The 22,657-nt window shown below is 63.5% G+C and carries 19 protein-coding genes and 2 tRNA genes; 9 read left to right on the top strand and 12 right to left on the bottom strand.

Translation table 11 applies throughout. The annotated features are described in order from the left end of the window. Window positions 1-250: 250 nt before the first annotated feature. Genes cysT through OPV09_RS23965 form a run of 4 tightly spaced genes read left to right on the top strand, consistent with a single transcriptional unit; the run spans window position 251 to window position 4,002 of the window. Window positions 251-1,060, top strand: a complete 810-nt coding sequence (gene cysT / locus OPV09_RS23980; protein ID WP_099408869.1) for a sulfate ABC transporter permease subunit CysT — start codon at window positions 251-253, stop codon at window positions 1,058-1,060. Continuing rightward, the gene (gene cysW / locus OPV09_RS23975; RefSeq protein ID WP_070301500.1) at window positions 1,057-1,983 is read left to right on the top strand and encodes a sulfate ABC transporter permease subunit CysW; all 927 of its coding nucleotides are present in this window, start codon (window positions 1,057-1,059) and stop codon (window positions 1,981-1,983) included. The genes cysT and cysW overlap by 4 nt, the downstream gene beginning before the upstream one ends. Before the next feature lies 1 nt (window position 1,984). Then, window positions 1,985-3,055: a sulfate/molybdate ABC transporter ATP-binding protein gene (locus OPV09_RS23970; protein ID WP_034747519.1), complete on the top strand. Its 1,071-nt coding sequence runs from the start codon at window positions 1,985-1,987 to the stop codon at window positions 3,053-3,055. A gap of 14 nt (window positions 3,056-3,069) precedes the next feature. Next, entirely contained in the window at window positions 3,070-4,002 is a 933-nt protein-coding gene (locus OPV09_RS23965; RefSeq protein WP_338679544.1) for a CysB family HTH-type transcriptional regulator, read from the top strand. Here the strand turns inward: OPV09_RS23965 and OPV09_RS23960 are convergent. The 3 genes from OPV09_RS23960 to OPV09_RS23950 form a co-directional block, all read right to left on the bottom strand. Next, a complete protein-coding gene (locus OPV09_RS23960) occupies window positions 3,999-4,352 on the bottom strand; it encodes an MmcQ/YjbR family DNA-binding protein (RefSeq protein ID WP_338679543.1) in 354 nt (117 codons plus the stop codon). The genes OPV09_RS23965 and OPV09_RS23960 overlap by 4 nt on opposite strands. Next, window positions 4,349-4,960, bottom strand: coding sequence for an immunity protein Imm33 domain-containing protein (locus OPV09_RS23955; protein WP_338679542.1), 612 nt, complete (start codon window positions 4,958-4,960; stop codon window positions 4,349-4,351). Before OPV09_RS23955 ends, OPV09_RS23960 begins: the two co-directional genes overlap by 4 nt. 75 nt (window positions 4,961-5,035) lie before the next feature. After that, window positions 5,036-5,614 (bottom strand): hemerythrin domain-containing protein, encoded by a 579-nt coding sequence (locus tag OPV09_RS23950; protein WP_338679541.1) that lies wholly within the window; start codon window positions 5,612-5,614, stop codon window positions 5,036-5,038. Window positions 5,615-6,011: 397 nt separating this feature from the next. Here OPV09_RS23950 and OPV09_RS23945 point away from each other — a divergent pair, with 397 nt between their 5' ends. Next, a complete protein-coding gene (locus OPV09_RS23945; protein ID WP_338679540.1) occupies window positions 6,012-6,563 on the top strand; it encodes an FxDxF family PEP-CTERM protein in 552 nt (183 codons plus the stop codon). A gap of 84 nt (window positions 6,564-6,647) precedes the next feature. Here OPV09_RS23945 and OPV09_RS23940 read toward each other — a convergent pair whose 3' ends face one another. From OPV09_RS23940 to OPV09_RS23930, 3 genes are all read right to left on the bottom strand, one after another. Further along, entirely contained in the window at window positions 6,648-9,071 is a 2,424-nt protein-coding gene (locus tag OPV09_RS23940; protein ID WP_338679539.1) for a TonB-dependent receptor, read from the bottom strand. 294 nt (window positions 9,072-9,365) lie between these two features. Further along, window positions 9,366-10,412, bottom strand: coding sequence for an aldo/keto reductase (locus OPV09_RS23935; protein ID WP_338682361.1), 1,047 nt, complete (start codon window positions 10,410-10,412; stop codon window positions 9,366-9,368). Continuing rightward, entirely contained in the window at window positions 10,412-11,461 is a 1,050-nt protein-coding gene (locus OPV09_RS23930) for a quinone-dependent dihydroorotate dehydrogenase (RefSeq protein WP_338679538.1), read from the bottom strand. The genes OPV09_RS23935 and OPV09_RS23930 overlap by 1 nt, the downstream gene beginning before the upstream one ends. A 203-nt stretch (window positions 11,462-11,664) precedes the next feature. Between OPV09_RS23930 and OPV09_RS23925 the strand changes: the two genes are divergently transcribed. After that, window positions 11,665-14,976 carry a S41 family peptidase gene (locus tag OPV09_RS23925; RefSeq protein ID WP_338679537.1) on the top strand — a complete coding sequence of 1,104 codons (3,312 nt, stop codon included), beginning with the start codon at window positions 11,665-11,667 and terminating at the stop codon, window positions 14,974-14,976. Between the two features lie 123 nt (window positions 14,977-15,099). Here OPV09_RS23925 and OPV09_RS23920 read toward each other — a convergent pair whose 3' ends face one another. The 3 genes from OPV09_RS23920 to OPV09_RS23910 are packed head-to-tail and all read right to left on the bottom strand — an operon-like array spanning window position 15,100 to window position 17,183. Continuing rightward, window positions 15,100-15,822 (bottom strand): arginyltransferase, encoded by a 723-nt coding sequence (locus OPV09_RS23920; protein WP_034747551.1) that lies wholly within the window; start codon window positions 15,820-15,822, stop codon window positions 15,100-15,102. Window positions 15,823-15,876: 54 nt separating this feature from the next. Then, complete coding sequence (gene aat, locus OPV09_RS23915) at window positions 15,877-16,593, bottom strand: leucyl/phenylalanyl-tRNA--protein transferase (protein ID WP_338679536.1); 717 nt, start codon at window positions 16,591-16,593, stop codon at window positions 15,877-15,879. An 11-nt stretch (window positions 16,594-16,604) separates the two neighbouring features. After that, window positions 16,605-17,183, bottom strand: coding sequence for an NUDIX hydrolase (locus tag OPV09_RS23910; RefSeq protein ID WP_034747557.1), 579 nt, complete (start codon window positions 17,181-17,183; stop codon window positions 16,605-16,607). Window positions 17,184-17,368: 185 nt separating this feature from the next. Between OPV09_RS23910 and OPV09_RS23905 the strand changes: the two genes are divergently transcribed. Then, a tRNA-Met gene (locus OPV09_RS23905) sits at window positions 17,369-17,445 on the top strand. A gap of 129 nt (window positions 17,446-17,574) precedes the next feature. Beyond that, window positions 17,575-17,651 (top strand) — tRNA-Met (locus OPV09_RS23900). 58 nt (window positions 17,652-17,709) lie between these two features. On the opposite strand, the gene OPV09_RS23895 is transcribed toward OPV09_RS23900, so the two are convergent. Then, on the bottom strand, window positions 17,710-18,498 hold the full coding sequence (locus tag OPV09_RS23895) for a helix-turn-helix transcriptional regulator (protein WP_338679535.1): 789 nt from the start codon (window positions 18,496-18,498) through the stop codon (window positions 17,710-17,712). Window positions 18,499-18,608: 110 nt separating this feature from the next. Here OPV09_RS23895 and OPV09_RS23890 point away from each other — a divergent pair, with 110 nt between their 5' ends. Further along, window positions 18,609-19,802 (top strand): MFS transporter, encoded by a 1,194-nt coding sequence (locus tag OPV09_RS23890; protein ID WP_338679534.1) that lies wholly within the window; start codon window positions 18,609-18,611, stop codon window positions 19,800-19,802. On the opposite strand, the gene OPV09_RS23885 is transcribed toward OPV09_RS23890, so the two are convergent. Beyond that, window positions 19,799-22,105 (bottom strand): xanthine dehydrogenase family protein molybdopterin-binding subunit, encoded by a 2,307-nt coding sequence (locus tag OPV09_RS23885; protein ID WP_338679533.1) that lies wholly within the window; start codon window positions 22,103-22,105, stop codon window positions 19,799-19,801. The genes OPV09_RS23890 and OPV09_RS23885 overlap by 4 nt on opposite strands. Then, window positions 22,102-22,578 (bottom strand): (2Fe-2S)-binding protein, encoded by a 477-nt coding sequence (locus tag OPV09_RS23880; protein WP_072455450.1) that lies wholly within the window; start codon window positions 22,576-22,578, stop codon window positions 22,102-22,104. Before OPV09_RS23880 ends, OPV09_RS23885 begins: the two co-directional genes overlap by 4 nt. Window positions 22,579-22,657 lie beyond the last annotated feature (79 nt).

Here is a 22,657-nt window from a genome sequence, read left to right as displayed (position 1 = left end):
GTGTGTGCCCACCCCAACCCCACCCCAAAAGCCGGGGTCGGACCCGCAGGGTCCGACCCCTTTTTTTCGCCCATAGATTCCGCCAGCAAGTATGCAAAATCCATCTAAGCAAATGAGAAATGGTTAGTTCTTTTTATAACGGTTGCATGTGATTATTGCGCCCTATAACTCAAAAATGTAATAAGAAGGGGTTTCTATGTCTGCAGCATCAGCAGCACCGCTCAAGGCGCGCGGAGCGCCGTTTCGGGTCATGCCGGGGTTTAAGCTGTCTCTGGGCTTCACGCTCTTTTACCTGGCCCTGATCGTTCTCATTCCGCTGTCGTCGGTGTTCCTGAAGACCTTCACCATGACGTGGGACGCCTTCTTCAGCGCCGTCACGTCCGACCGCGTGATGGCGTCCTACCGCCTGACGTTTGGCGCTTCGCTGATCGCGGCCCTGTTGAACGTGGTGTTTGGCGGCATCCTGGCCTGGGTGCTGGTGCGCTATAAATTTCCCGGCAAGCGCATCATCGATGCGCTGGTCGACTTGCCGTTCGCCTTGCCGACGGCCGTGGCCGGCATCACCCTGACGGCCCTGTATTCGTCGAACGGCTGGTTCGGCCAGTTCATCGAAGGCGTGCTGGGCATCAAGGTGGCGTTTACGCCGCTGGGCGTGGTGGTGGCGCTGACCTTCATCGGCTTGCCTTTCGTCGTGCGCACGGTGCAACCGGTGCTGGAAGACGCGGAAAAGGAACTGGAAGAAGCGGCCGCCAGCCTGGGCGCCAATTCCCTGCAAACGTTTATCCGCGTCATCTTCCCCACGATCTTGCCGTCCTTGCTGACGGGCTTTGCGCTGGCCTTCGCCCGCGCCACGGGCGAGTACGGTTCCGTGATCTTTATCGCCGGCAATATGCCGATGGTGTCGGAAATCACGCCGCTGTTCATTATTACCAAGCTGGAACAATACGATTACGCAGGCGCCACGGCCATCGCCGTGGTGATGCTGGTGGTCTCCTTTTTGCTGTTGTTGACGATTAACCTGCTGCAAGCATGGACGCGCGGAAAGGCGAAGAAATCATGAGTACGAATACGACTGCCGCCGCTGGCGTGGACAAGGCGCTGCCGACTGCGCGCCGCTTCGAACCGAATGTCGGCCCCGTCGTACTGGAACCATTGTGGGTACGCACGGTATTGATCACCATCGCCTTGCTGTTCCTGACAGCCTTCCTCATCGTGCCCCTGGTGGCCGTGTTTGCGGAAGCGTTCAAGAAGGGCTGGGAAGCGTATATCGCCGCCATCATCGATCCGGACGCGATTTCCGCGATTAAATTGACCCTGATCACGGCCGCCATCGCCGTGCCGCTGAACTTGGTATTCGGCGTGGCCGCTTCCTGGTGCATCGCCAAGTTCGAGTTCCGCGGCAAGAGCATCTTGCTGACCCTGATCGACTTGCCGTTTTCCGTCTCGCCCGTCATTTCCGGCCTGATCTACGTGCTGATGTTTGGTGCCCAAGGCTGGTTCGGCCCGTGGCTGCAGGCGCACGACATCAAGATTTTGTTTGCCGTGCCCGGCATCGTGCTGGCCACCATCTTCATCACTTTCCCGTTCGTGGCGCGTGAATTGATCCCGCTGATGCAGTCGCAGGGCAGCGAAGAGGAAGAGGCTGCCATCGTGCTGGGCGCGTCGGGCTGGAACACTTTCCGCCGAGTCACCTTGCCGAATATCAAGTGGGGTCTGCTGTATGGCGTGATCCTGTGTAACGCCCGCGCCATGGGCGAGTTCGGCGCCGTGTCCGTGGTCTCCGGCCATATCCGCGGCGAAACCAACACCATGCCGCTGCAGGTGGAGATTCTGTACAACGAGTACAACTTCGCCGCCGCATTTGCCGTCGCCTCCCTGCTGGCCTTGCTGGCCTTGGTGACCCTGGCCTTGAAAGCTTTCATTGAGTGGCGTTTGAACGAGAGCGACGCCGACGATTCCGCCTTACGTTCTACGGAGCACTGACATGACCATCGCAGTTAAAAACATCCACAAGCGTTTTGGCGATTTCGTCGCCCTCGACAATATCTCGCTGGACTTTCCCGCCGGCGAATTGACGGCCCTGCTGGGCCCTTCGGGTTGCGGCAAGACCACCTTGCTGCGCATCATTGCCGGCCTCGAACATCCGGACAGCGGGCAAGTGCTGCTGGACGCGGAAGATGCGTCGAACCGCCACGTGCGCGAGCGGCAAGTCGGTTTCGTTTTTCAACACTATGCGCTGTTCAAGCACATGACCGTGTTTGAAAACGTGGCCTTCGGCTTGCGCGTGAAGTCGCGCAGCGAGCGCCCGTCGGAAGACCAGATCCGCCGCAAGGTCAAAGATTTGCTGGAACTGGTACAGCTCGACTGGCTGGCCGACCGCTATCCGCCGCAGTTGTCGGGCGGACAACGCCAGCGCATCGCCCTGGCGCGTGCCCTGGCCGTCGAGCCGCGCGTGCTGCTGCTCGATGAACCGTTCGGCGCCTTGGATGCCAAGGTGCGCAAGGAATTGCGCCGCTGGCTGCGCCGCCTGCATGACGACTTGCACGTGACCAGTATTTTCGTCACGCATGACCAGGAAGAAGCGTTGGAAGTGGCCGACCAGGTCGTGCTGATGAACAAGGGCACCGTCGAGCAACTGGGTTCCCCGGAGCAAGTCTACAACCACCCGGCCTCGCCCTTCGTCTACGGCTTCCTCGGCAACGTCAACCTGTTCCACGGGCGCGTGCATGACGGCGTGATGGCGACGGGTGACGCCAGCTTCGAGGTGCCCGATTACGCGGGCGTGAGCGACAGCAAGGGCACGGCCTATGTGCGTCCGCATGACCTGGAAATCGACCGCTACACACAGGGCGCCGAAGGCATCGTCGTCAAGCTGAGTCGCGCGCATGCGATCGGCCCGCTGGCCCAGCTGGACTTGCAGCGCGTCGATAACAGCGAGCTGATCGAAGCGGTGATGTCGAACGAGCGTTTTACGCATCTGCAACTGAAGGAAGGCGAGACGTTAGTTGTCCGCCCGAAACGCCTGCACGTATTCGTTGAACCGACAAGAACCTGAGAGGCTGGAACACTATGAATTTTCAACAACTGCGTTCGATCCGCGAAGCGGCCCGCCGCGGCTATAACCTGACGGAAGTGGCCAACGCCCTGTTCACGTCGCAGCCGGGCGTAAGCCGGCAAATCCGCGAACTGGAAGATGAGCTGGGCGTGGTGATTTTCGAGCGTAACGGCAAGCGATTGACGGGCTTGACGGAGCCGGGCAAGGGCATCCTGAAGATCGTCGACCGCCTCTTGATCGAGGCGGAAAACCTGCAGCAGGCCAGTCTCGAATACAGCGGCCAGACCAGCGGGACGTTATCCGTGGCGGCCACGCACACGCAGGCGCGCTATGCGCTGCCGAAAGTGGTGCAGGGCTTCCGCGCCGCTTTCCCTGAGGTCCGCATCGCGCTGCAGCAAAGCGCGCCCGAACACATCGCGGAATGGGTGCTGTCGGGTAAGACCGATATCGGCATCGCCACGGAAGGCTTGAGCCAGTTTCCCGACCTCGTGTCGTTTCCGTGCTACCGCTGGAGCCATCTGATCGTCGTGCCGGACGGCCACCCGCTGCTCGAGCACTCGCCGATCCGCCTGGAAGACCTGGCGAAATACCCGTTGATCACCTACGACAAGGGGTTCACGGGACGCGGCCATATCGACGATGCATTCGCCAAGGCGGGCGTAATGACCGACATCATTTTGACGGCCATGGATTCGGACGTCATCAAGCAATACGTGGCGCTGGGCCTGGGCGTGGGCATCGTGGCTTCGATGGCCTTCGACCATGGCCGCGACAAGGGGCTAAGGGCCGTGGAAGCGTCGCACCTGTTCGCCACCAACACGACGCGCCTGGCCGTGCGCCGCGGCGCCTACCTGCGCGCCTACGCCTACGAGTTCATCCTGCAGCTGGCGCCGGACTTGACGCGCGAAGACATCGACCGCGCCATGGCGGGAGAGGAAGCGCTCTAGGCGATGGCCGCCCGCTGCGCGCGCGTCAGGCTGGCCACGGCGCGCGCGTAGCTATCTTGCACCAGTTCCGCCAGGTAATCGGCGGGGAAGCGCGCCACGTCGACGATGGTCACCCAGTGAAAGCGGCCCATGTAGCGGGCCGGTTTCACGCCCGGCATGTCCGTCAGTTCGATAAAGCGCTCGGCGCTGACCCGCAGGCTGAAGCGCCACTGCTCGGGCGCGCTGGTCTTGAAATAGGCAAATTTCTTGCCGCTCACTTCACACAAGAGGATGTTCGACGGCGGGCCATACAGCACAGCTTGCGCGCCGGGCAGGGCCGCGCAAAATTGCTTCAGTTCATCTGTTGTCATTCGTCCACCGCCATGAATTGTTGCGTGTTGTGGTCGAAGGCATAGGCCGATCCGGCGGGAGAATCCAGCAGCGCAATACAACGATCATCCACGCTGAGCAAGGCGCCCAGCGATACGAGGGCCACGTTGGCGCTGTCGTTCATGTAGTCGTCGCTTTCGTCGTTGGCCGTGAAGCGCCAGCCGCTGTCGTCGTCGTTGTCCGGTTCCTCGCGGTACAGATAGCCGACGGGCGCGCCGTCTTCCAGCACTTTTTTCGTCACGAAGCACAGGCCCGCGTAGCGGTTGACGAGGTTATCATCATCGTCGTGCTGGGTATTGATGATGTGACGCGCCGCGAAGGCGATGGGGTCTTTCGCCTGCAAATCGGTGATGTAGCCGGGCATGTTGTCGAGCTTGCCGGTGAAGTGCCCATGCGGCTCGACCGTATCGACCAGCACCCACATGCGCTCGGCACCCGGCGCTTGCGGGTCGTCGCTGTGGAAGGCGAAGATCAGCTTGACCACTTCGCCGGGGCGCACCTGGGCGATGGCCTCGGGCGGTGATTTATAAAAAGTATAGGGATGGCGCGCCGCCAGTTCGGCGGCGTCGGCCAGGTGCCAGCTGGGCATGGTGGTCCGTCATCGGAGTCGAAGAGCTCCCATGGTAGCTGATTGCCCGCCGGCCTGGCTACTCCCTACGCCAGTTCAGGCTGCCTTGCGGGCAAACAGCCTAGCCGCCAGCAGTACGCCGGCCGCGCCCATGACCCAGGCCGTGGTGCTGCTGGAAAAACCGACCAGCGTATTGGCTGCGATCTTGCCCGCTTGGGGCTTGACCAGGGCCATGCGGCGCTGCGTCATCTGTGCGCCCAGCTCGCTCAAGCGCCTTGTTGTCAGCTGCGTCTCGGCTTCCGGCAGCAGCACGGTTTCTTCATCGGCGACATGGTGCAGCACGCCGCGCATCATTTCCAGCAGCAGGGTGTCATGGCGCGTGGTCGCCGCATCGGTCGCGCGCAATTCGGCGATCAGGCGGCGCATTTCCTGGTGCTCGGGCACGCTTTTCTGGCGTACCGCGGCGTCGCCGTCCAGCTGGCGCATCTGCGGATAGAAAATTTCCTCTTCCAGCTGCGCGTGGATGTCCAGTGCGCTACAGATGGTTTCTGCCAGGGCTTTTTTGACGGCAGGCTTTTTGCTGGTGGTGTACTGATGGAAGGCCAGCAGCACGTGGCTATGGTCAAAGCGGATCATGTCGGTGATGGAGGGACTCAATTTGCTTAAAGTCAGCATGGCGTGCTCCGTGATGGATGTCGGCAGGAACATGCATGATAGGACGCGGCGACGGGCCGTCCGGCAAGAAGAACGGCGTTTGTCTGCGCTGGCGCAAGACGGCGTGCGATAACGCCGGCCGGGCTTGCCTGAACGGCGCATGCGTCTGTGTGAATTAACAACACTTCCATCCAGTCAGCAGGTTTCGTTGCCCCGGTTGTACGAAGCATGACACTACGCAAAGCAGGCTCATGCATTCAATGCATGAGACCGATTGAAATTTTCAATGACTCAAGATGTTTCTTTTATTGCATTTTGATTTCCTGAATGATATCTTTTGTCCAATCGCAAAGAAGTGTAATAAAAATATAAACAACATTGTAATTTTTGAAATTTATTAATAGGGGAAACTATGAACATGACTAAACGTGCTGTGCTGGGTCTCTGCCTTGCTGTCTCGGCTTGCCTGGCGCCATTGGCCCAAGCGGCGAGCTGGGTGGAAATTACCGATCCTGCCATGAGCGGCTTTGCTGTGGGCAGCAAGACCGTCACCTACGGCAGCGTGGCAGCGGACTCGGTCTGGGTCTTTGACGGCGCCAACCCGTCGGGCGCGCAAAGTGCGGCCGCCATCAAGAGCTTGGTCAGCAGCAAATTTGGTCTGCCATCGAGCGGCACCGGTTCGCTGGTCTTGGCCGCCCAAGGCGACCTGGTCAGCAGCAAGTCCGGTTCGTTCACCGTCAACTCCAGCTTCGACTACCTGGCCGTGCATTATGGCCGTGGCGAACTGTTGTTCCACTGGGACACGCCGCTGGCCGCCAATACGGTTTTCAGCCTGGGCAACCTGCCGCGTGGCCTGAGCAATTTCCGCGCGTTCAATTCGGTCTCGGCAGTGCCTGAGCCAGCGACCTACGGCATGATGCTACTGGGCCTGGGCCTGGTCGGTTTTGCCGCGCGCCGCCGCCGCTCCTGAGCCTGCAGCGCCTGCGGGCGCAAGACATGAAAAAGCCCGGAAACGCGTTATGCGTTCCGGGCTTTTTACATGGCAGAGCGTTATTTACCAGCTATAGCCAGCCTTGGCGTAGTAGTAGCGGCCGTTGAAACCGTTCGGCGCGAAGATGCTGTAGGGCTGGGTGCCGTTGACGTTCAGGTTGCCCGCGCTCGTCACTTGCGCCGGGTAGCGGTTGGTCACGTTGTCGATGCCGGCCACGAGGCGCCAGTTCTTGCCCAGTTTCACGGAACCGGACACGTCCAGCACCCATTGCGGGTCATACGTCTGGTCCAGCTTGACGTCGTTCTGCGGCACGGTGAAGCTGCCGTAGCGCGTCACGACGCCATGCGCATTCCAGATGCCGAAGCCATAGTCGGCGGCCAGGCTGAACTTGTCCTTCGGCGACGCCACCGTGATGCGGTCGATGCTCTGGCGGTCGATCAGTTTCAGGTTGTTGGCCGTCAGGATGGCCGGATTGTCGGCGATTTTCTGAACCTTGCTCTTGTTGTGGTTGTACGCCACGGTGAGGTCGAGGCGGTCCTTGTCCTGCAGGTCGATGCGGTAGGTGCTGACGATGTCGACGCCTTCCGTGCGCGTGTCGACGGCGTTGGTGAAATAGCGTCCCGAGCCCACAGGCGTGCCTTGCGCGGCCAGGACGCTTTTCAAGGCATTGTTGAGGACCAGATTGGCAGAGAACAGGATGCGGTTGTCGATGTCGATGCGGTAGGCATCCACCGTCGTCGTGAAGTTGCGGTTAGGCTGGAACTGCAGGCCCAGGCTGTAGTTGCGGGCCTTTTCCGGTTTCAGATCCTGTGCACCGAGGGCGCGCGCCTGCGGCGTGTTGACGGCGAAGGTACCCGTTTCGATCGGCGTGTTGACGCCGTTGACGACCTGGAAGTTGGTCGTGGTGATGGTGTAGTACTGCTGCGCCAGCGATGGCGCGCGGAAGCCGCTCGACACCGTGCCGCGCAGGGACAGGGCGTCCGTGAACGCATAGCGCGCGGAACCCTTGGCTGAGGTGGTGCTGCCGAAATCGCTGTAGCGCTCATGGCGCAGGGCCACGCCGCCCGACAGTTTCTTCGTCGCTTCCGCTTCCAGGTTGACATAGATCGACTCGTTGTGGCGCGAGTGGCTGCCCGCGTTGGCAGGACGGAAGCCGGCAAAGCCTTGCGAGCCGCCGCCCGTGTACGACGCTTCGTCGCCGGCGCCGATGCTGTACTTTTCATGGCGCGCTTCGGCGCCCACGGCTACCGTCAGCGGACCCGTAAAGTAAGAGACGGGAAATTCGCGCGCTGCATCGAGGTTGAATACGGTCTGTTCGTTTTTCAGCGAGCCGGCATAGAAATGCGTGGGGCTGTTCGCGCCCAGCGACTGGTTGACCGTGTTGTCGAGGTCCAGTTCGAACTTGTTGCTGCCGTAGTTCAGGCTGGCATCCCAGCGCCAGCCGGCCGCCTCGCCGCGCAAGCCCGTGACGATGGACTGGTCCGTCAGGGTGCTGTTTTGCAGCGGCAAGAAGCCTTCCGGGAACAGCGGCGTGCGCTGGATGAACTGCTTCGAATTATTCGGGTCCGCGATCAGCGCCGTGCGCCAGGTGGCGGCGGCCGACGTATCGCGCTTGCCATAGTTGCCGAAGGCGTACCAGTCGATATTGTCGTTGATGCGGTATTCGCTGTTGAGGAAAATCGTCGCCGGCTTGCTTTCCGGATCGCCATAGCGCTGGTTGACCTTGCCGTAGCGCGGCTCCAGCGGATTGCGGAAGTCGGCGCCGGCGCGGTTGGTCGGATCGCGTTCCGCCACTTCCGCCGAGACGCGCACCCAGCCGTCGTCGCCGAGCGCGAAGCCGGCCGAACCCTTGATGGATTTTTGCTTGCCGTCGCGTTCCTGCGTCTGGCCGTAACCCACTTCGACGTCGCCGCCTGCCGCGCCTTTTTTCAGGATGATGTTGATTACGCCGGCAATCGCGTCGGAACCGTACTGGGCCGCCGCGCCATCGCGCAATACTTCCACATGGTCGATGGCGGCCAGCGGGATGGCGTTCAGGTCGACGGGCGCCGAGCCGCGGCCCAGCGAACCGTTGACGTTGACGACGGCCGACGTGTAGCGGCGCTTGCCGTTTACCAGCACCAGGGTCTGGTCGGGCGACAGGCCGCGCAGCTGGGCCGGACGCACGGCGTCGCTGGCGTCGGCGCCCGTGGCGCGGGCAAAGTTCAGCGATGGCAGCAGGCGCGCCAGCACGGTGGCCAGTTCAGCGGAACCCGTGCTTTGCAGGTCGCGCGAGGTGAGGATGTCGATCGGCGATTCGGAATCGATGGTGCGGCGGTTCTTGGCGAAGGTGCCGGTCACCACCACCGATTGCAATTCGCCTTCGGCCGGCAGCTCTTGCTGCGCTTGCGCCTGCATCGGCAGGCTGAAGCAGGCGACCAGGCTGGCGGCGATAACGGTTTTGACGGGGAGGGCGGGAAGCTGGGAGCGGGCGGTGCTTGAACTCATCGACGATATCTCTTCGGTTGGTGGTTGCGCGGACCATGGCGGTCCGATGATGCAATCAGATTAACAGTGGGCACGCGGCGTGCTTACGAATCGTTCTGTCTATCGATATGCAATAAATATCTGAAAGACGTCAACATGGCGCGAGTAGCGCATATGGCCTCGTTTCCAGCATACGACCGGGCAAGGCAAGGCCGCAATGCTGCACAGCAGTAAATTGCCAGCTGTTGTATAAATACGACTATCTGCGATGAGGGGGGAGCCTGGCGGCGGCCTGCGCCGCCAGGAGGGGCGCGCTTACTGCCCAGGGTTGGGCAGGCTGGCGTGGATGGCGTCGACGGCCGCCACGAGGTCCGGCGACAGGCTGACTTGATGGGCATCGATATTTTGCTGCAACTGCGCCACGCTGGTGGCGCCGATGATGGTCGAGGCCACGAACCAGCGCGAGTAGCACCAGGCCAGCGCCAACTGCGCCGGCGTCAAGCCGTGCGCGCGGGCCAGCGCCGCATACTGGGCGGCTGCCGCTATGGTAGCGGGGCGCACGTAGCGGGGACTCCAGCCGGGCGGGAAAATCGTCAGGCGGCCCCTGGCTTGCGGATTGTCGAGGTATTTCGCCGTCAGCTGGCCGAACGCCAGCGGGCTGTAGGCCAGCAAGCTGACATTTTCCCGGTGGCAGGTCTCGTCGAGCAAGCTCGTCTCGAAATGGCGCGCCGTCAGGTTGTACAGGTTCTGGATCGAGGCGATGCGCGGCAAGCCTTTCAGCTCGGCCTGCTTGATGTATTCGCACACGCCCCACGACGATTCGTTCGACACGCCGATGTGGCCGATCTTGCCCTCGTCGACCAGCTTGCCCAGCACGGCCAGCGTGTCTTCGATGGCGACCGACGCGTGTTCCTTGCGCGGGTTGTACACGCTGGCGCCGAAGATGGGCAGGTTGCGGCTGGGCCAATGCAACTGGTACAGGTCGATGTGCTCCGTCTGCAGCCGGCGCAGGCTGTCCTCGACGGCGGCGCGGATGTTGACGGCGTCGTGGTCCGTCTTGCCATTGCGTATCCAGTGCATGCGCGAGTTCGGCCCGGCCACCTTGCTGGCCAGCACGATCTGGCTGCGCTTGCCGCTTTTCTTCAGCCAGCTGCCGATGTAGCGCTCGGTGCTGCCCTGCGTTTGCGCGCTGGCCATCACCGGATACATCTCGGCCGTGTCGATGAAGTTGATACCGCGTTCGAGCGCGTAATCGAGCTGGCTGTGCGCTTCGGCTTCGCTATTCTGCTCGCCGAAGGTCATCGTGCCCAGGCAGATCGTGCTCACTTCCAGGCTGCTGGAGCCCAGCTTGACCTTGTCGATCATTTCGCCTGCTTGCCGCGCAGCGCGCGGGCGCAATCCTTGATCAGGGCGGGGCCCGCGTAGATCAGGCCGCTGTACAACTGCACCAGCTGCGCGCCCGCCTCGAGCTTGGCCAAAGCATCCTTGCCCTGCATGATGCCGCCCACGCCGATGATGGGCAGCGCGTCGCCCAGTTCCGCTTTCAGCAAACGGATGACATTGTTCGACAGTTCGAACACGGGCGCGCCGGAAAGGCCGCCCGCTTCCGCGCCGTGCGGCATGCCTTCGACGGCGCTGCGCGACAGGGTCGTGTTGGTGGCGATGACGCCGTCGATCTGGTGGCGCGTGAGCGACTCGGCGATGCTTTTCACCTGTTCGCCATCCATGTCCGGCGCGATTTTCAGGGCCAGCGGCACGTAGCGCTTGTGCTTGTCCGCCAGGCGCGCCTGGGCTTCCTTGAGTTGCGACAGCAGGGCGTCGAGTTCGGACGCGCCCTGCAACTGGCGCAGGTTTTTCGTGTTCGGCGACGAGATGTTCACCGTCACATAGCTGGCATACGGGTAGACTTTTTCCAGGCACAGCAGGTAATCGTCGGCCGCGCGCTCGATGGGCGTGTCGGCATTCTTGCCGATGTTCAGGCCCAGCACGCCCGCGCGGTTCTGGTAGAACTTCGACGCCTGCACGTTGGCGACGAAGGCGTCCACGCCGCCATTATTGAAACCCATGCGGTTGATGATGCCCTGCGCCTGCGGCAGGCGGAACATGCGCGGTTTCGGATTGCCCGCCTGCGCGCGCGGCGTGACGGTGCCCACTTCGATGGAACCAAAACCCAGGTCGGCCAGCGCGTCGATATAGGCGCCATCCTTGTCCAGACCGGCGGCCAGGCCGACCGGGTTGGGGAAGGTGATGCCCATCACCGTGCGCGGGTCCGCCGCCGGTTTGCCGGCCAGCTTCGTCAGGCCCAGCGCGCTGGCGCGTTTCAGGGCGGGCAGGGTCAGATGGTGGGCCGCTTCGGCATCCATCGAGAACAGCAGCGGGCGGGCGAGGGAGTACAGGAATTTTTCAGACATGGGGCGCTTTGAGTAGGTGTGCGGACCGCCGGGAAGGGCTGGCGGCGCGCGAAATAAGTGCCGTATTTTACCGTGTTCCGCGCGGCTGCCGGGTGTATAGTTCTCTTTGGTCTAAAGCAACATTAATTCATTCATAATTTGCATTGGGCCGTGGACCTTCCTGTTTTTTCTCTGTTCTGTTGACTTCATAAGCGAGACATCGATTGAAAAAGACACGCATCTTGACGGCCATCGCGGCCGCCAGCGCACTGCTGCTGAGCCACCCGGCCCTGGCCCTGCCCAATACGCAAGACACCCGCATGCTGAGCGAACCGGCCGTCTCCAGCCGCCACATCGCCTTCATCTATGCCGGCGACCTGTGGCTGTCGAACCTCGATGGCGGCGGCGCGCGGCGCCTGACGTCCGACCTGGGCGACAAGTCCAACCCCGTGTTTTCGCCCGACGGCAGCCTGATCGCGTATAGCGCGAATATCGACGGCAATATCGACGTGTATGTGATCGCGGCGGCCGGTGGCGTGCCGCGCCGCCTGACCTTCCACCCGGGCGCGGACCTGGCGCAGTCGTTCACGCCCGATAGCCAGTCCGTAATGTTTACCTCGCCCCGCGCCGCCTTCAACAACCGCTTCCAGAAGCTGTTTACGGTGCCGGTGGCGGGCGGCGTGGAAACGCAGCTGGAAATCCCGAACGCGTCGCGCGCCACGTATTCGCCCGATGGCAAGCGCATCGCATACAACCCGCTGGCGCCCGCCTTCAAGCAGTGGAAGCGCTACCGGGGCGGCACCAATTCCTGGCTGTGGCTATTCTCGTCGTCCGATAAATCGATTGAAAAAATCCCCCAGCCGACGACGCGCTCGAACGACGTCGACCCGATGTGGATAGGCGACACCGTGTACTTCCGCTCCGACCGCAACGGCGAATTCAACCTCTTTGCGTATGACGTGAAAACGAAGGCCGTGCGCCAGCTGACGCGGCATGCGGATTTCCCCGTGCTGAACGCGTCGGCCGCGAACGGTAAGATAGTCTACGAGCAGGCCGGCTATCTGCACGCGTTCGACATCGCCAGCGGCCAGGCGCACAAGCTGACCATCGCCGTGGCCAGCGACCTGGGGCAAACGCGTCCACGCTGGGTCAAGAACGCGAAATACATCCGCGACGCGTCGATTTCGCCATCGGGCGCGAGGGTCGCCTTCGAGTACCGGGGCGAGATCGTCACCATCCCCGCGGACAAGGGCGACGTGCGCAATCTGACGCAGACGGCCGGCGCCCACGAACGCACGCCGATCTGGTCGCCCGATGGCCGCTCGGTCGCATATTTCTCGGACGAGTCGGGCGAATATGAATTGCATGTGCGGGCGCAGGATGGCAAGGGCGCCGTGCGCAAGTTCAAGCTCAATGGCAGCGGCTTCTATGACAACGCCGTCTGGTCGCCCGACAGCAAAAAGATCGCGTTTGCCGATAATGGCTGGAGCATGTACGTGATCGACGTCGGCACGGGCAAGGTGCAGAAGGTCGCCACGGAGCCGATGTATGGCGTCGACAAGAGCATGCGCGCCTCGTGGGCGCCCGACTCGCGCTGGCTGGCCTACACGCTCAACTCGCCCACCTACACGCGCAGCGCCTACATCTATTCCGTCGAGCAGAACAAGTCGATGCCGGTGACCGACGGCCTGTCCGACGTGGCCGAACCTGTGTTCGACAAGAGCGGCAAGTACCTGTACTTCTTCGCGTCCACGAATGCGGGCCCCAGCAACAACTGGTTTTCGCAGCAGAACGAAGACAATCTGGTGACGCGCACCGTGTGGATGGCCGTGCTGCGGCGCGACCTGCCGTCGCCCCTGATCAAGGAAAGCGACGAGGAAAAGGCCGCCAGCACGGACGCGAAAAAAGACACGGCCAAGGCGGAAGCGGAGCCGAAGAACGAACCGAAGGTCGATCCGAAGACGGGCCGCGACGACCCGAAAGTGGCCGTGGCGCCTGTGGCGCCGATCAGCATCGATTTCGACGGCATCGCCACGCGCATCGTCGACTTGCCGCTGCCGGCTGCGCAGTTTTCCAGCCTCGCCGCCGGTGCCGCGGGGCAGATCTTTTTGCTGCGCGAAAGCGATGGCAAGAAGGCCGTGCAGCGCTTCGATCTGAAGGAGCGCAAGGCGGAAACCGTGGTGGCCGAAGCCGATGATTTCGAAGTGTCGGCCGACGGCAAGAAGCTGCTGTACCGCCAGAAGGACAACTGGGCCATGGGGTCCGCCACGGGCAAGCTGCTGATGCCGGGCGAAGGCAAGATCAAGGTCGACGCCATCGAAGTAAAAGCCGACCCGCGCGCCGAATGGGCGCAGATTTTCAATGAAGTGTGGCGCATCAACCGCGATTATTTCTATGACCCGGGCATGCATGGCGTGGACTGGAAAGCCATGCGCGACAAGTACGCCGTGTTCCTGCCTGAGCTGTCGAGCCGCGCCGACCTGAACCGCCTGATCCAGTGGATGTGCAGCGAACTGGCCGTGGGCCATCACCGCGGTGGTGGCGGTGACGATTTTATCGAGGCGAAGAAGGTGCCGGGGGGGCTCCTGGGCGCCGACTATGAAGTAAGCGACGGCCATTACCGCTTCAAGAAAGTGTATGGCGGCTTGAACTGGAACCCGGCCCTGCGCGCGCCGCTGACGGAGCCTGGCCTGAACGTCAAGGCGGGCGAATACCTGCTGGCCGTCGACAGCCGTCCGCTGGCGCCGCCGACGAATATCTACAGCGCCTTCGAGAACACGGCCGGCAAGGCCATCGACCTGACCGTGGGGCCCTCGGCCGACGGCAAGGGTGCGCGCACGATCACCGTGGTGCCCGTGCCCACCGAGGATGCCTTGCGCAACCGCGACTGGATCGAAGGCAATATGCGCAAGGTCAATGCCGCTACGGGCGGCAAGGTCGCGTACGTGTACGTGCCGAATACGGCGGGCCTGGGCCACACCTACTTCAAGCGCTATTTCTTCCCGCAGGCGGACAGGCAGGCCATCATCGTCGACGAGCGTTTCAATGGCGGCGGCAGCGTGGCCGATTACTATATCGAGATCCTGCAGAAGAAGGAAATCGCCTGGTGGACCATGCGCTACGGCGCCGACATGAAGACGCCGTCCGCGTCGATCCAGGGCCCGCGCGCCATGCTGATCGACGAGACGGCCGGTTCGGGCGGCGATCTGCTGCCGTGGATGTTCCGCAAAAATAACTTGGGCCCGCTGATCGGCAAGGCCACGTGGGGCGGCCTGGTGGGCATCCTCGGCTTCCCCGTGCTGATGGATGGCGGCACCATCACGGCGCCGAACCTGGCGTTCTGGACGCGAGAGAACGGCTGGGGCGTGGAAAACGAAGGCGTGCCGCCCGATATCGAAGTCGAGCAAACGCCGGCCGACGTCATCGCCGGCCGCGATCCGCAGCTGGAAAAAGCGATTGAAGTGATCCAGGCCGAGCTGGCGAAGAATCCGCCCGTGCTGCCCAAGCGTCCGGCGTTTCCGGATAAAAGTAAATAAAAGGCGTAGGTCGGATTAGCGGAGCGTAATCCGACAATATTGTTGGCGCCGCCGGTGGTGTCGGATTACGCGCTTGCGCGCTAATCCGACCTACCAACTGCCCCCACCGACATGCGCTTGGTTTTACATCACCACCCACTGCCCCTTGATGCGCGCTTCCAGCGGCTTGAAGTTGATTTTATAGGCCATCTTCGGGCTCTGCGCGATCCAGTAGCCGAGATACACATACGGCAGCCCCAGCTCGCGTGCCTGGGCGATTTGCCACAGCACGTTGTAGGTGCCGTATGAGGCGCCCGGCACGTCCGGGTCAAAAAAAGTGTAGACGGACGACAGGCCATCGGCCAGCACGTCGATGATGCTGACCATGCGCAGGATGCCGTCGGCATCGCGGAACTCCACCAGGCGCGTGTTGACCCGGCTTTGCAGCAGGAATTGCGCGTACTGGTCGCGGCTGTCCTGGTCCATGCCGCCGCCCGCGTGGCGCGTGCTCTGGTAGCGCAGATACAGTTCGTAGTGTTCGTCGAGGAAGGACAGGGTGGCCACGCCCGCCTGCAGGCCGGCGTGCCGGCTCCAGGCGCGGCGCTGGTTGCGGTTGGGCGTGAAATCGCCCGTCACCACGCGCACGGGGATGCAGGCCTGGCAGCCGTCGCAATACGGGCGGTAGGTAAAAATGCCGCTGCGGCGAAAGCCGTTGCGCACCAGTTCTGAATACACGTCGCTGTTGATCAGGTGCGAAGGCGTGGCCACCTGCGAGCGGGCCTGGCGGTCGTCCAGGTAGCTGCACGGGTACGGTGCCGTCGTGTAGAACTGCAGGGTGGCAAACGGTAGTTCGTTCAGGTGCGTCATGCTGATCCTGTCTGGTCTGTCCGCGGCGGTGTGCCTTGAGCTATCATAGCTTTTTTACGCCGGTGGCGCAGCATGCCAATCGGTGATTTGCGCTGCTTCAATGGCGATCCGTACATGGGCCAGGAAGCGCGCGCGCGAAATGGGCGCCGCGCCCAGCGAGGCCAGGTGTTTCGTTTCTTGCTGGCAGTCAATCATGGCCACGCCGCGCGCCTGCAAAAACCGTACGAGGTGGGCCAGCGCGATCTTCGAGCCATCGGAAACACGGGCGAACATCGATTCGCCATAGAACATGCGGCCGATCGACACGCCATACGCGCCGCCCACCAGTTCACCGTCAAACCATAGTTCCGACGAATGCGCGTAGCCCAGCTTGTGCAAGCCCGTATAGCCGGCGATGATTTCGTCCGAAATCCAGGTGCCCGGGCCATCCTTGCGCGGTGCCGCGCAGGCGCGCATGACGGCCTCGAAATCGCCGTCGAAGCGCAGCTGCCAGCGCCCATCCGTGGCGGCGCTGCGCTCGACCTTGCGGATCGCCTTGGCCAGGCTGTCGGACACCTTGAAGTCTTCCGTCATCAGCACCATGCGCGGATCGGTGCTCCACCACAGTATGGGCTGGCCTTCGGAAAACCAGGGGAAGATGCCGCGCCGGTAAGCGTCGAGCAGGCGCGCGGGCGACAGGTCGGCGCCGGCCGCCAGCAGGCCGGGCGCCTCGTCGGTCAGGGCGTGCGAGACGTCGGGGAACGGGGTGTGGATGTCGAGCCAGGGAATCATGCGGCGGTTGCTTATTCTGCGTCCGCGCGCGCCATCGGGCGCGTGATGTCGCCCGTATGGACGCCATAGCTGCCGCCTTCGCGGATTTTCACGCGGTCGGCAAAGAACAGTTCCAGGGTGGCGCGGATGGTGGGGAAGGCCAGGTCATCCCAGGGAATCTGCGCTTCCGTAAACAGCTGCACGTCCAGGCTTTCGATGCCGGGCGCGAAATCGAGGTCGCGCAAACGCGCCAGGTAGAACAGGTGCACCTGGTGCACGCGCTGCACGTTGAGCAGCGAAAACAGGGGGCCCAGTTCGATATTCGCGCCCGCTTCCTCCACCGTTTCGCGTTCGGCCGCGTCGGACGTCGTTTCATCGTTTTCCATGAAGCCGGCCGGCAGCGTCCAGTAACCGAGGCGCGGCTCGATGGCCCGCTTGCACAGCAAGACCTGCAGCTGCCCATCTTCTTCCCAGACGGGAATCGAGCCGACCACCATTTTCGGGTTCTGGTAATGGATGGCGTCGCAGTTGGCGCACACATAGCGGGGACGGTTGTCGCCTTCCGGAATGGACAGGCTGACAGGATGGGCGCATTCGGAGCAGAATTTCATGGGCAGCTTAGGATAAGAGATGTCTCGTGTAACGCTTACTGTACACCGATTGCGTGCCGCGTGGCGAGCAGCGCAGGCACGATTGGCTGCCGCTCGTGCCGCCTGCGTATTCATTAGATTGGTCTATTACGGTTGAATTTGAGATAGCTATTGCCTAAGCCACCCGTTTGCCCTTATAATTCTTGTGCGGGGTGGAGCAGTCTGGCAGCTCGTCGGGCTCATAACCCGAAGGTCACAGGTTCAAATCCTGTCCCCGCAACCAATACCGGAAAGCCGCTGATTCTTGCAAAAGATCAGCGGCTTTTTTCATTCTCAAGCCGCCCACGCAGCTCTTCCAGCCCGCTGCCGCGATTAGGTCCCCGCAGTGCAGCAAACTGGTATATAATTCGCCTGCGGGGTGGAGCAGTCTGGCAGCTCGTCGGGCTCATAACCCGAAGGTCACAGGTTCAAATCCTGTCCCCGCAACCAATTCGAAGCCGCTGGTTCCTCGCAAGAGGGCCAGCGGTTTTTTCGTTGTGCGCCCCGTTTACTCCGGCGCCTGGCGCGCATACACGACCAGCCGCAAGTGGCGGTCCGCATCGATGGTCAGCGAGGTGTGCTCATACGCGACCTGCTCGCCGTCGATTGTCAGCTGGCGCACGCCTGCACACGGCGCATGCACGTCGTGGCGGCGCCACCACAGCTTGAATTCGGGTGACACTTTTTCCAGTTCCTGCACCAGCGCGTGGATATCGGCTTCCTGCGTGGCGCGCGCGTAGTCGCGGCGAAAGCTCGACAGCATCAGCGGCGCCTGTTCTTCCCAGGCCGTGAAGCGTGCGCGCAGCAGCGGGTCCGTAAACAGCAGCCACAGCAGATTGCGGCGCGAGGCGGCATGCGTGGCGAAGCCGAACAGCGCGTCCGCGTCCGCATTGAACGCCAGTACGTCCCAGCGCAAGTTGAGCACATAGGCCGGATGCGCCAGCTCGTGCATCAGGCGGCGCACGAGCGGCGGCACCACGCAAAACGTCTTGCCTTCTTCGGCCGGCGGGCGCGCATGCGCGAGCAGGAACAGGTGGCGGCGTTCTGCCGCGTCCAGTTTCAGCACTTCGGCCAGCTTGTCGAGGAAGGCGCTCGAGACGCCGATGTCGCGCCCTTGCTCGAGCCACGTGTACCAGGTCAGTCCCACGCCGGCCAGCGCCGCCACTTCTTCGCGGCGCAAGCCGGGCGTGCGCCGCCGTCCTCCGCCGGGCAAGCCCACGTCTTCCGGCGACAGGCGCGCACGCCGCGCCTGCAGGTAGGCGGCCAGTTCGTGGCGGGTGCGGGCTAAAGTGCGCATGTTGCGGTCTTTCCGGTGAGCCTGTTGCTATCAGTAATAGCATAAACAGTTAAATTGTAATTGTTTATATTGTATTCCAGAATGCCTGCTTTCTTTCCGAAGGCTTGCCCATGTCTGACTCTTTCCACAGCGCCCCCGCAGTTGGCACTACCGCGCTTCCCGCCACCGTCTACCTGATCGCCATTGGCGCGTTTGCGCTGGGCATGGCGTCGTATGTGACGGCGGGCCTGATGCCGATGATCGCCGGGGCGTTTTCCGTTTCCCTGGCGATGGCCGCGCAACTGGTGACGGCGTTCACCCTGGCCTATGGCCTCGGCTCGCCCTTGGCCGTGGCCTTGCTGCCGGCGCGCGCGCAGCGCTCCGGCCTCTTGATCGCCTTGGGTGTGTTCGTGCTGGCGAATGGGGCCAGCGCGCTGGCGTCCGGTTTCAGCGGTTTGCTCGCATGGCGCGCCATTGCGGGCATCGGTGCCGGCGTCTACCTGGCGCTCGGTATCGCGGCGGCGGCGTGCGTGTCGGCGCCGCAGCAGCGGGGCAAGGCCATCGGCGTGATCATGGGCGGCATGGCGGGCGGCACGGTGCTGGGCGTGCCATTGAGCTTGCTGCTGGCGCAGCAGCTGGGCTGGACGGCGGCCCTCTGGCTGGTGACTCTTTTGGGCGGGCTGGCGCTGGCGGGCTTGCTGTGGCAGCTGCCCGCGCTGCCGGCGGCACCGGCGATTTCTCTGCGCCGCAAGCTGGCCTTGCTGGCCGATGGGCAGGTGCTGGCCATCTTGCTCGTGTCCTTGCTGGCGGCCATCGCCAGCCTGGGCATGTACACGTTTATCGCGCCGCTGCTGGCGTGGTCCGCGAACGGTATGGCGATGTCCGCCACGCCCTTCCTGTGGGCGTGGGGCGTGGGAGGGATCGTGGGCAGTGTGCTGGTCGGACCATGGGCGGACAAGGTGGCGGCGCCGAAGCTGACCTGCATCATCTTGCTGCTGCTGGCGCTGGCCTTGTGCGCGCTGCCGCTGGCGGCCGGCTGGTCGGCCTGGCTGATGCTGGCGCCGATCGCGCTGTGGGGCGCGGCTGGCTGGGCCCTGCAAGTGCCGCAAAACCAGCGGCTGCTGGCCGTGCGTGCGCGGCAGGGCGACGGCAATCTGGCCATCGCCCTCAACGAATCGGCGCTGTACCTGGGCAGCGCCATCGGCGCCGCCATGGGCGGCCTGTTGCTCCTGCTCAACTGGCCGATGTGGCTGCTGGCGGCAGGCGCCGCCTTGGTCGCCACTGCGGCGTTGCTGCTGCAGTGGCCTGCCGCGCGGCGGACTTAAGCCTTTTTCGCCAGCTGCATGCCCACGGGCAGGGCGCGGATGCGCTTGCCCGTGGCGGCGAAAATGGCGTTGCACAGGGCCGGGGCGATGGGCGGCGTGGCCGGTTCGCCCACGCCGCCCAGCTCCATGTCCAGGGTGCCCGGCACCAGATGCGTGTGGATCACGCGCGGCGCGTCGGCGGCGCGCAGCACGGCGTAGTCGTGGAAATTGCTTTGCTCCACCCGGCCATTTTTAAAGCTGATCTCGCCGCTCATGGCCAAGGACAGGCCCATGATGCAGGCGCCCTCGATCTGCGAGCGCACGCGGTCCGGGTTGATCTGCGGGCCGCAATCCATGGCGATGTCGACTCTCGGCACGATGACTTCGCCGGCCGCATTGATCTCCACTTCGATCACGGCCGCCACATAGGTGACGAAACTGTAGGACACGGCCAGGCCCAGTCCCCGTCCCTTGGGCAGCTTGCGGCCCCAGCCCGCCTTGGCCGTCGCCAGCTCGATCACGTGGCGCATGCGGCCGATATCGACCGGATACTTCGCCGGGTCTTCGCCATAGTTCCAGCCGTCGGACAGGTCGGCCGGGTTGATCTTGCGCGCGGGGCCCAAGAGCGCCAGCAGGTAGTCGCGGTGGTCCTTCTTTGCCGCGTGGGCCAGTTCGGCCGTGAACGACTGGATGGCAAACGCGTGCGGGATGTTCGACACGGAACGGAACCAGCCGATGCGCGTGTGGGCCGGCACTTCGGGCACTTCCACGCGGACGTTTGGAATAGCGAACGGCACGTTGATGGCCGACATGCCCAGTTCGAACGGCGCCTGCTTGTTCGCGCCGGCGGCAAAGGTCGAGGTGATGGTGGGCGCGGCTGTGCGGTGCAGCCAGGCCGTCGGCATGCCTTTCGCGTCCAGCGACGCTTCCAGCCGTTCGACGGACACCGTGTGCAGATAGTCGTGCTGCAGGTCGTCGTCGCGCGTCCACGTCAGCTTGACGGGCGCACCATCCATGGCCTTCGACAGCAGCGCCGCCTCGACGGCGAAATCGGGTTTCGATTTGCGCCCGAAGCCCCCGCCCAGCAAGGTCACGTGGACGGTGACGTCGTCGTACGACAAGCCCAGGGCCTTGGCCACGTTGCTGCGCGTCGCTTGCGGCGCCTGCACGCAGGCCCACACTTCGGCCTTGCCGCCGGCGATGCGCACGGTGGCGGCGGGCGGCTCCATGGTGGCGTGGGCCAGGTGGGGCAGATAGTATTCGGCGCTCAGTTTGCGCGCGGCGGGAGCGGCGGCCAGCGTGGCCACCGTCTTGCCCTGGTCGCGCGCCGGGCTGGCCGGCTGGCGCACGGCCGCTTCCAGCGTCTTGCGGAAGGCTTTTGAGTCGTAATCGCCGTTCGGGCCATCTTCCCATTCCAGCACCAGCGCTTCGCGGCCCTTGATGGCGGCCCAGGTGTTACGCGCGATGACGGCCACGCCGCCCAGCGGATTGAACATGGCCGGCGGCGGGCTGCCCGCCAGTTCGACGATGCGCAGCACGCCAGGCACCTTCAGGGCCGCCTTCTTGTCCACGCTTTTCAGCTTGCCGCCGAAGACGGGCGGACGGGCGATGACGGCATACGCCATGCCATCGAGGCGCGTGTCGATGCCGAAGTGGGTATTGCCCGTGACGATGTCGCGCAGGTCGATACCGCGCGTGCTGGTCTGGCCGATGTAGCGCAGCTCGTCCGCCGTTTTCAGGCTGATGCGCGCGCGTGGCGGCACCGGCAATTTGGCCGCTTCTTCGGCCAGGGCGCCGAACGACAGCGAGCGTCCGCTGGCCGCATGCACGACCGCATGGTTGACGGCTTTCACCTCGGTGACGGGCACGTCCCAGCGCACGGCGGCCGCCGTTTCCAGCATCAGGCGCGCCGTGGCGCCCACGTGGCGCATGGCGCGGAACGAGTGGCGCATGCTGCGCGAACCGTCCGTATCCTGGCTGCCGTAGCGCGCTTCGTCGGCGGGCGCCTGCTGTACACGCACCTGCGCCCAGTCGGCGCCCAGTTCGTCGGCCGCCACCATGGGCAGGCTGGTGCGGATGCCCTGGCCCATTTCGGAACGGTGCACCACGATCGTGACGATGCCGTCGGCGGCGATCGACAGGAAGACGAGGGTGTCGTCGACCACGCCGCCAGCCATCTTGTCGCCGCCGTACTTGACGGCTTCAGCCGCCATCACGAGGCCGGAAGGACCAGCCACCAAAGTCAAACCGGCCAGCGCGCCGGCCGCCTTGAGCCAGTTGCGCCGCGCGGGCGAATGTGCTGCAGGAGTGTCATGGATGCTCATTTGGCCGCTCCTTTTGCGTTGATGCTGGCCGAGGCCTGCTTGATGGCCGCGTGGATGCGCGTGTAGGTGCCGCAGCGGCAGATATTGCCGCTCATCGCTTCGCGGATTTGCTGGTCGTTCGGCTTGGGCGTCTTGTGCAGCAGGGCCGTGGCCGACATGATCTGCCCGGCCTGGCAGTAGCCGCATTGGGGCACGCCGTGTTCCTGCCACGCTTGTTGCAAGGCCAGGCCGACCTTGTCTTCGCCCACGGCTTCGATGGTGGTGATCTTCTTGCCGGCGGCGGCCGACAACGGCGTCACGCAGGAGCGGATGGCTACACCATCGAGGTGCACGGTGCAGGCGCCGCACAGGGCCATGCCGCAGCCGAACTTGGTGCCGGTCATGCCCAGTTCGTCGCGCAGGGCCCACAGCAGGGGCGTGTCTTCAGGCAGGGCAAGGTCGTGCTGTTTGCCATTGATGGTCAGGGTCGTCATGTGTATTCCTCTGTGGGGGCTGGTACGGAAAGCGCGACGGCCATCCGCCATACGGATTAGCTCATCAGTAGGGGATGGT

This window comes from Janthinobacterium sp. TB1-E2, from assembly GCF_036885605.1.
Classification (GTDB): Bacteria; Pseudomonadota; Gammaproteobacteria; order Burkholderiales; family Burkholderiaceae_D; genus Janthinobacterium; species Janthinobacterium aestuarii.
This window is presented reverse-complemented; position numbering and strand designations above follow the sequence as displayed.

Excerpts from the sequence above, each read along its gene's own strand:
- cysT (WP_099408869.1), top strand. The coding sequence starts at position 251 with ATGCCGGGGTTTAAGCTGTCTCTGGGCTTCACGCTCTTTTACCTGGCC.
- cysW (WP_070301500.1), top strand. The coding sequence starts at position 1,057 with ATGAGTACGAATACGACTGCCGCCGCTGGCGTGGACAAGGCGCTGCCG.
- OPV09_RS23970 (WP_034747519.1), top strand. The coding sequence starts at position 1,985 with ATGACCATCGCAGTTAAAAACATCCACAAGCGTTTTGGCGATTTCGTC.
- OPV09_RS23965 (WP_338679544.1), top strand. The coding sequence starts at position 3,070 with ATGAATTTTCAACAACTGCGTTCGATCCGCGAAGCGGCCCGCCGCGGC.
- OPV09_RS23960 (WP_338679543.1), bottom strand. The coding sequence starts at position 4,352 with ATGACAACAGATGAACTGAAGCAATTTTGCGCGGCCCTGCCCGGCGCG.
- OPV09_RS23955 (WP_338679542.1), bottom strand. The coding sequence starts at position 4,960 with ATGCCCAGCTGGCACCTGGCCGACGCCGCCGAACTGGCGGCGCGCCAT.
- OPV09_RS23950 (WP_338679541.1), bottom strand. The coding sequence starts at position 5,614 with ATGCTGACTTTAAGCAAATTGAGTCCCTCCATCACCGACATGATCCGC.
- OPV09_RS23945 (WP_338679540.1), top strand. The coding sequence starts at position 6,012 with ATGACTAAACGTGCTGTGCTGGGTCTCTGCCTTGCTGTCTCGGCTTGC.
- OPV09_RS23940 (WP_338679539.1), bottom strand. The coding sequence starts at position 9,071 with ATGAGTTCAAGCACCGCCCGCTCCCAGCTTCCCGCCCTCCCCGTCAAA.
- OPV09_RS23930 (WP_338679538.1), bottom strand. The coding sequence starts at position 11,461 with ATGTCTGAAAAATTCCTGTACTCCCTCGCCCGCCCGCTGCTGTTCTCG.
- OPV09_RS23920 (WP_034747551.1), bottom strand. The coding sequence starts at position 15,822 with ATGACGCACCTGAACGAACTACCGTTTGCCACCCTGCAGTTCTACACG.
- aat (WP_338679536.1), bottom strand. The coding sequence starts at position 16,593 with ATGATTCCCTGGCTCGACATCCACACCCCGTTCCCCGACGTCTCGCAC.
- OPV09_RS23910 (WP_034747557.1), bottom strand. The coding sequence starts at position 17,183 with ATGAAATTCTGCTCCGAATGCGCCCATCCTGTCAGCCTGTCCATTCCG.
- OPV09_RS23895 (WP_338679535.1), bottom strand. The coding sequence starts at position 18,498 with ATGCGCACTTTAGCCCGCACCCGCCACGAACTGGCCGCCTACCTGCAG.
- OPV09_RS23890 (WP_338679534.1), top strand. The coding sequence starts at position 18,609 with ATGTCTGACTCTTTCCACAGCGCCCCCGCAGTTGGCACTACCGCGCTT.
- OPV09_RS23885 (WP_338679533.1), bottom strand. The coding sequence starts at position 22,105 with ATGAGCATCCATGACACTCCTGCAGCACATTCGCCCGCGCGGCGCAAC.
- OPV09_RS23880 (WP_072455450.1), bottom strand. The coding sequence starts at position 22,578 with ATGACGACCCTGACCATCAATGGCAAACAGCACGACCTTGCCCTGCCT.